Annotated in this window: 8 protein-coding genes; 4 read left to right on the forward strand and 4 right to left on the reverse strand. The window is 41.5% G+C overall.

Annotated features, from left to right (window positions below):
* Both QZ019_RS08415 and QZ019_RS08420 read right to left on the reverse strand, forming a co-directional pair.
* On the reverse strand, positions 1 to 180 hold a 180-nt coding region (locus QZ019_RS08415), incomplete at its 3' end, for a hypothetical protein (RefSeq protein WP_295484150.1).
* A 19-nt stretch (positions 181 to 199) separates the two neighbouring features.
* Positions 200 to 625: a type III secretion system chaperone gene (locus QZ019_RS08420; protein WP_294564387.1), complete on the reverse strand. Its 426-nt coding sequence runs from the start codon at positions 623 to 625 to the stop codon at positions 200 to 202.
* A 466-nt stretch (positions 626 to 1,091) separates the two neighbouring features.
* Here QZ019_RS08420 and QZ019_RS08425 point away from each other — a divergent pair, with 466 nt between their 5' ends.
* The 3 genes from QZ019_RS08425 to gpmM all read left to right on the forward strand — a co-directional run bounded on the left by QZ019_RS08425 (position 1,092) and on the right by gpmM (position 4,496).
* Entirely contained in the window at positions 1,092 to 2,396 is a 1,305-nt protein-coding gene (locus tag QZ019_RS08425; protein ID WP_198002762.1) for an ammonium transporter, read from the forward strand.
* A 16-nt stretch (positions 2,397 to 2,412) separates the two neighbouring features.
* Positions 2,413 to 2,751: a P-II family nitrogen regulator gene (locus tag QZ019_RS08430; RefSeq protein ID WP_009143362.1), complete on the forward strand. Its 339-nt coding sequence runs from the start codon at positions 2,413 to 2,415 to the stop codon at positions 2,749 to 2,751.
* A 209-nt stretch (positions 2,752 to 2,960) separates the two neighbouring features.
* The gene (gpmM, locus tag QZ019_RS08435) at positions 2,961 to 4,496 is read left to right on the forward strand and encodes a 2,3-bisphosphoglycerate-independent phosphoglycerate mutase (protein WP_295484154.1); all 1,536 of its coding nucleotides are present in this window, start codon (positions 2,961 to 2,963) and stop codon (positions 4,494 to 4,496) included.
* A 72-nt stretch (positions 4,497 to 4,568) separates the two neighbouring features.
* On the opposite strand, the gene blaOXA is transcribed toward gpmM, so the two are convergent.
* Both blaOXA and QZ019_RS08445 read right to left on the reverse strand, forming a co-directional pair.
* Complete coding sequence (blaOXA, locus tag QZ019_RS08440; RefSeq protein WP_295484157.1) at positions 4,569 to 5,327, reverse strand: class D beta-lactamase; 759 nt, start codon at positions 5,325 to 5,327, stop codon at positions 4,569 to 4,571.
* Positions 5,328 to 5,428: 101 nt separating this feature from the next.
* A complete protein-coding gene (locus QZ019_RS08445; protein WP_295484160.1) occupies positions 5,429 to 6,787 on the reverse strand; it encodes a metallopeptidase TldD-related protein in 1,359 nt (452 codons plus the stop codon).
* A gap of 165 nt (positions 6,788 to 6,952) precedes the next feature.
* Between QZ019_RS08445 and yjgA the strand changes: the two genes are divergently transcribed.
* Entirely contained in the window at positions 6,953 to 7,537 is a 585-nt protein-coding gene (yjgA, locus tag QZ019_RS08450) for a ribosome biogenesis factor YjgA (protein WP_295484163.1), read from the forward strand.
* Positions 7,538 to 7,585 lie beyond the last annotated feature (48 nt).

The raw sequence follows: 7,585 nt of genomic DNA on the forward strand, positions 1-7,585 counted from the left end.
TCCCTCTGAAATACCGAGTGTGAATATTCCGAGAATTATCCTGCCGATAATATGCCCTACCGATTGTCCGACACGAGCATTACGCAAAGTCTCCGGAACATTTTCTTGCTCGCCGCGTTCTTGAACCTCATGGGATTCACTTTGAGGACGAATTCGCCCGCTTCCTTGAATCTCAGACATAGAAACTCCTGACGAAAAATTAAATTCTCAAACTATAAAAAGGAACATTATGTTCTTCTGTAGTTAAAGGGTTTTCTAAAAGTTGGCGTTTCCAATGACGCAGAACTTTTATAAAAAACTCAACTTGTGTTTCAAAATCAGAGTAAGACAAACCGTTATAAAGCATTTTATGCAGAAAAATCGAATCTAAATCCGGATCGATACTTAGCGTAGCTCCTGCCGTTGCAATGCCGAACAGGTTGGCAGTAAGCAACGTCCGATATAGATTCGTATTATCCTGTGACGGTAAAATTCCCAATTCAGCAATAAGACAAATACCCTCGGAAGTTATCTCAAAATCCACAGCATCATCATCAAAATAAATACGACAAACTCCTTCATCGCTGATATACAATTCAAGACCAAGCACCACTCCCAAGCGTAACAGCAATTCTTTTGCGTTCATTTATGGATCTTCTCTTTTTGCCACAAAAATCATTATTAAAAAACAGGGTCAAATAATGTTTAATACATTTACGCATATATGTATGTTGCATCCATATATATCAAAATCAAATGTTAATTTTGATTAAACGAATCACAAAAAGAGCAAAACGCAATATTTTTACCGATGAACGTATTTACCTCTTTTATTAAAAGAAACTTTAAGCATAAAGCCCGTTAATATTTTAAATGCGCAATTGTTTTCCTTTTTAAGAGAGAGCTTCCCTGTACGGCACACTTGTTAAATTTCAGCAAAAGCATTTGCCCTATATATAAACACGCACAATTAATGTGAAATTAAGCGTCAAATTAGTGAATATATACTATATATCGTATCAATTTTGTGAATTTTTATAAATTTATTGAATATAAAAGCCAAAGGTTTAATGTGTAGGTGAAGTTAAACAAAATCTCATCACGGAGATATTATTATGAAAAAGCACTTTATTGGTGCATTAGTTGCACTATCCTTAAGCTGTCCGGTTTTAGCTGAAGACGGAACATTAGATCAGGCTGCTAACGGATACATTCTTCTTTGCGCCGTTTTGGTATTGCTTATGTCAATACCTGCTATCGGTCTTTTTTACGGAGGACTGGTTCGCGCCAAAAATGCCTTATCAGTTCTTGAACAGTGTCTTGCCGTCTGCTCTATCGCTATTTTATTCTGGCTTGTAGCCGGCTACTCGATTGCCTTTTCATCAGGCGATCATTTGTTCGCTTCCTTTAGCGGAAATCTGGATAAAGCCTTTTTACTGTCAGTAAATTCAGATTCATTATCAGGAGCTTTAAGTGAATATACTTTCTTTATTTTCCAGGCAGCCTTTTGTGCCATCGCTTCATGCCTTATCGTAGGCGCCTTGGTTGAGCGTGTGCGTTTTAGCGCTTTATTAATCGGTATCTTGCTCTGGATGCTCTTATCCTATGCTCCTCTTGCCCATATGGTATGGGGTGGCGGATTTATTGATTCGACATTTGCAGCCTATGACTTTGCCGGCGGTGATGTTGTTCATATCAATGCCGCAGTTGCCGGTATCGTCGGTGCTTACATGCTCGGCAAGCGCAGTGATTTAGGCAAAATTAACCTTGCACCGCACAACCTGACCTTAACCTATATTGGCGGCGGCATGCTGTGGCTCGGATGGTTCGGCTTTAACGCAGGATCTGAACTTACCGCTGACGCCATCAGCGCATTAGCGTTCATCAACACCGCCATCGCTCCTGCTGCCGCGGCTCTCTCCTGGATGTGCGTAGAGTGGATTATGTATAAAAAGCCGTCAACTTTAGGTACCGTTTCAGGTGTTCTGGCAGGACTTGTCGCCATCACTCCGGCCTGCGCATTTGTCGGACCGTTAGGCGCTCTCGTTATCGGAATTGCTGCCGGTGTCTGCTGTGTATGGGGTGTTCACGGCTTCAAGCGTTTAACCGGTATTGACGACTCCTTGGACGTATTCGGCATTCACGGTATCGGAGCCATCATCGGAGCATTGCTAACCGGCGTATTCTGCGCCCCGTCATTAGGCGGAGCCGGATTCAAAGGCGAATGGACATCTATCGGCGGACAGGTATACGGTCAGTTTATGTCAATTGTCATAACCGTTATTTGGTCAGGAATTGCTTCCTTTATCGCCTTTAAAGTCGCAGGACTTCTGACCGGCGGAATCAGAGTCAGCGATGAAACCGAACGTGAAGGTCTTGATATTGCCGTTCACGGCGAACGCGGCTACAACCTGTAATCGGAGGACATGAAAAATGAAAATGATCGAAGCAATTATCAAGCCTTTTAAACTTGATTCGGTTCGTGAAGCTCTTACGACTATCGGCATCAACGGTCTTACGGTAAGTGACGTCCGCGGTTACGGCAGACAGAAAGGTCATACTGAGCTTTATCGCGGGGCTGAATATGTCTTATCCTTCATTCCTAAAATTAAAGTTGAATTAGCGGTTAAAGACGAAGAAGTCGAAAAATGCATTGAGACAATCAAAAAATCGGCTTTTACCGGAAAAATCGGTGACGGAAAAATCTTTGTTCATACTTTAGACAAAGTTGTCCGTATCAGAACCGGTGATGAAAACGAAGAAGCACTGTAATATTTGCACTATATTGCCTAATGCCCTCGCAATTGAGGGCATTTTTATAGAATATTTAACAGGATTCATTCAAATAACAAAGTTCTTGCTAATTGCCCAAACAACAATTGTGATTAAATTTAGCGACAATACCGCCTTTCTTTGTCCAACTTCGCTTAAAAAATGTACAATTATTAGTTGGAATTTCTTTTTTTAATGAGAATTAAACGATGGCTACCAAAAAAACTTTAGCTCTTATCATTATGGACGGTGTCGGTGACAATCCGGTTACCGAATTCAACGCTTTCGCTCATGCCAAACATCCCGTTTTGGATTCACTTTGCGCCAACTACGCTCATACCGATATTCAGGCATCTGGTAAATACGTAGGATTGCCTGACGGTCAGATGGGCAACTCTGAAGTCGGTCACACCAACATAGGCGCAGGACGTATCGTTTATCAGGAACTCACTCGCATTACCAAAGCTATTGAAGACGGTGATTTCTTTAAAAACGCAGTTTTATGCGAAGCTGTAGATAAAGCCGTTAAAGCTGACAAAGCCGTTCATATCATGGGTCTTTTATCCCCGGGCGGCGTTCACAGCCATCAGGATCATATCCTTGCTATGATTAAGCTTGCCGCGCAGCGCGGTGCCAAAAAGATTTACCTGCACGGCTTCGGTGACGGACGTGACGTTCCGCCGCGCAGCATCCTTGAGTACATCAAGCCTTTTGAAGAACTCTTTAAAGAGTTAGGCGTAGGACGCTTTGCCACCATCGTCGGCCGTTACTTTGCCATGGATCGTGACAACCGCTGGGATCGCGTCGAGCAGGCTTATGATGTCTTAACCTTAGGCAAGAGTGAATTCCCTTCATTCCCGTCAGCAAAGGACGCAATTGAAGCAGCCTATGCCCGCGGCGAAAATGACGAATTCATCAAAGCTTCCGTTATCGGTGACAAAGTTCCGATGGAAGACGGCGATACCATGATTTTCATGAACTTCCGTGCCGATCGTGCCCGTCAAATCACCCGCGCTTTCGTCAACGCCGACTTTGACGGTTTTGCCCGCAAGGCAACTCCTAAACTTGCTGATTTCGTAATGCTGACCCAGTATGCAGCTGACATCAACACTGCCTGCGCTTATCCTCCTGAAGATTTAAAGAACACCTTAGGCGAGTGGCTGTCATCTCATGGCAAGACTCAGCTGCGTATTTCCGAAACTGAGAAATACGCTCACGTCACCTTCTTCTTTAACGGTGGCGTCGAAACCGTATTCCCGGGAGAAGATCGCACCTTAATCCCTAGCCCGAAAGTAGCAACCTACGACTTACAGCCTGAGATGAGTTCAGTTGAACTTACCGACAAGCTCTGCGCTGCTATTGAGTCAGGCAAATACGATGTTGTAATCTGCAACTATCCTAACGGCGACATGGTAGGTCATACCGGTGTTTATGACGCTGCAGTTAAAGCTGTTGAAGCAGTTGACAGCAGCATCGGTCGTGTTCTTGAATCATTGAAGAAAGTAGGCGGCGAATGCCTTATTACCGCCGACCACGGCAACTGCGAACGCATGAAGGATTTAACCACCGGTCAACCTTATACCGCTCACACTAACTTGCCGGTTCCTTTCATTTACTACGGACGTAAAGCTCATTTGCGTGAAGGCGGACGTCTTTGCGATATCGCTCCGACCATGCTTTACTTAATGGGTATGCCTATTCCTGAAGAGATGACCGGAACTTCTATCGTTACTTTGGATGAATAATTAACGATACAATTATTATCTTATAAAGCCGCATCAATGAATGCGGCTTTTTTTATACTTCAATTTGTGAGTTTACTTTAACAAACCTAATTTTTCTAAACCCTTCTTTGCCAAATCAATTCTTAACGCATACGGTGTGTTTTCACTCATATCCATATTAAGCGCAAATATGTATGTTTTATCTTCTCTGCGAATAAAACCGACAAACCATCCGATTTGATTTGTGCCTGAACTAAGACCGGTTTTACCGTACAAAACATATTTACCGTTATCTTCAAGCTTTAAAATATTTTCCACTTCTTTTTGAGCTTTCTTAGAACACGGTAATTGTCCGTTAAGAAGTTTTTCTAAAAAAGATAGTTGCTCAAGCGCCGAAATTTTAAGCGTTCCGTCAAGCCAAAAAGAGGTTATGTCTTTCCCGATATTTGCGTTGCCGTAATCAAACAAGGCTAATGCTTTTTGCATCCGTTCTTTGCCGATTTTAGACGCCATTACCTTAAATGCTTCAACATTTGATGTTTTAACTGCTTCTTTAAGACCCATATCTTTTTGCCATGACTTTAAAAAGTATTGACTGTGTCCGTCATAACTAAAAAAGACTTCATCAACGTTTTTGACAATACCAAGATCTAAAGCGATAAGACTATGTGCAATCTTAAATGTCGAGGCAGGAGAAAAACGCATAACGGCTCGTTTTTCATCAGAGCCTAATACGCAATTTACATTAATCTCCTTTAATACCATCACTCCGGTATGATCATTAAAGACCTCTGCTAAACTTTTACTATATTTAACTTCTGCAGCAAAAACCTGAAAACTTACAAGCAACACAAAAAGGGCAGTAAAAAATTTTAGAAAGCGCATCTTGTCACCTAAAACAAAAAGCGCCTGAACATATTAATTCTCAAGCGCATTTTTCTTTAAAATTTTACTTAAATTCCGGAAATTGTCATATCAGGAATCAAAAGAGATCCGGATTTAATCTTAAAGCGGTCATCGTAATCATTGCCGACAAGAGCAATGTTTTTAAACATATCTTTTAAATTGCCGGCAACGGTGATTTCTTCTACGGCATGCTTACGCTCACCGTTTTCAAAATAAAATCCCGCAGCACCTCTTGAATAATTGCCGGTCAATAAATCAACGCCCTGTCCCATTAAATCGGTAATGACAATACCCGATCCTGCTTCTTTCATCATTTCGTCTAAACTTACAGGATCTTTTTCTGACACTACGCAAAGATTATAGACACTGCCTGAATGTCCATTGGTCTTTAAGTTAAGCTTACGGGCAGTATAAGAGCTTAATAAAAACTCTTTAAGCACTCCTTTATCCACGATATCGCTAACTCTTGCCTGCACTCCTTCACCGTCAAAATTGCCTGAGGCAAGACCTCCGACAATAAAAGGATCTTCATGCAAAGATATAAACTCAGGTAAAACTTCCTTATTTAAGCTGTCATGCAAAAAAGTGGTTTTACGGTACACGGATCCGCCTGAAATCGCGCTTAAAAGATGTCCCCATAAAGACATCATTGCGCCCTTTGAAAAAATTACATTATAAGTACCCGTAGTAATTTTCTTGGCGTTTAACTTTTCCAAAGTACGATCTACGGCTTCTTTTGCAACAGCTTCAGGATCTTTTAACTGAGCAAAATCAAGGCTCGTTGAATATCCAGAACCGCGCTGCATCTTAATACCGTCATCGCCTAAAAGGGTAAGTCCGAGATAATTGAATGTACGGGCTCTGGTTCCGACAAAGCCGTTAGAATTGGCAATCGCTTTAATCACTAAAGAAGTTTCGCAGCCTGCTCCGTCACTGTCTTTAATACCTTTAATCTTGTCTTTTAAAACGATTTTTTCAGTTTCAAGCGCCAAAGCTAAAACTTTATCAACGTCTTCCGTCAAAGGATAAACAAGCTTTAAATCCTTTTCTTTCGTACATAAATCTTCTTTATCTGCAATGCCGGCACAAGGATCGGCATCAGTAAAAGAAGCAAGATTTACAGCAGCCTCAACGCAGGACTTGATTGCATCAATACTAAAGTCCGTAGTAGAGGCGTTACCGCGTTTTTTATCTTTAAAAACGGTTATATCAAGTCCGCGATTTTTATTAAACTCGATGTTTTCAACATCAGCTTTACGGGTTGAAACCGATAATCCTTTCTGTAAACCGATAGTGGCTTCAGCCTCATCAACACCTAATGATTTAGCGTATTCAACTGCTCTTTGCGCTATATCCTTAATTTTGCTCTCTTCTTTTGCAATAGCTGCGTAAAAATCTTCTGTCATTTTTTATCCGTTTTCTAATTGATTGCATTTATGCGTCATTTTATCAGAAGCCATAGTAAAAAAGCCAAAATTTACAAGAGGTCAAAGAGTCTTCACTGAGTTTTAATTTTGGGTTAGGCTAAATTTCGGCTAAAATTGAGCAACGCTTAAAAAATGAGGATCATCATGGCAGAACAACAGCATTTTGAAGGTTTTGACAGCGAGCCTGAAGAGTTAAGCCGCAGTGCACACAAACGCGAAGCCCAAGCAATTCGTAAACTTGCAGATAAAATTGCCGATTTGGGGACTTTATCTTTTAAACACTTAAACTTTCCTGACGAAAGCGTTAAAGAAGCTTTTGTCATAGCCCGCGGCATGCGCAAAAACTCAGATGAAAAACGCCGCCAGCTGCAGTTTGCCGCCAAGCTTCTTCGTGCTTATGACGCAGACGATTTGAAAAAGCAAATTGAATCAATCGGGGCGACACCAAAGGCCGATCCGAATGCCATGCGTCTTGAGAATCTGCGTGAAAACTTAATTCATGGCGGAATTAAAACATTGAATACTTTTACGGCAGTGATTAACGACACTGACAGAAATAAATTAAGAACTCTTATTAAAAAGGCAAAAGATGAACTTGCCAAGGAAACTAGCGAACGCCCTGCCGCACGTGCTTTATTTAAATATATAAAAAGCGAATTGCAGCGCTCAGGCGCCGCAATTCCTGATGAACTTGCCAAACCCTACGTTAATAATGAAGGTGACAAGTAATTAAGCTTGTGTCCCGCCTACGGTTAAAGCGTCAACTTTAAGCGTAGG

The organism is uncultured Succinatimonas sp., assembly GCF_905203285.1.
Classification (GTDB): Bacteria; Pseudomonadota; Gammaproteobacteria; order Enterobacterales; family Succinivibrionaceae; genus Succinatimonas.

Coding starts and splice junctions, on each gene's coding strand:
- yjgA (WP_295484163.1), top strand. CDS start 6,953: ATGGCAGAACAACAGCATTTTGAAGGTTTTGACAGCGAGCCTGAAGAG.
- QZ019_RS08420 (WP_294564387.1), bottom strand. CDS start 625: ATGAACGCAAAAGAATTGCTGTTACGCTTGGGAGTGGTGCTTGGTCTT.
- gpmM (WP_295484154.1), top strand. CDS start 2,961: ATGGCTACCAAAAAAACTTTAGCTCTTATCATTATGGACGGTGTCGGT.
- QZ019_RS08445 (WP_295484160.1), bottom strand. CDS start 6,787: ATGACAGAAGATTTTTACGCAGCTATTGCAAAAGAAGAGAGCAAAATT.
- QZ019_RS08430 (WP_009143362.1), top strand. CDS start 2,413: ATGAAAATGATCGAAGCAATTATCAAGCCTTTTAAACTTGATTCGGTT.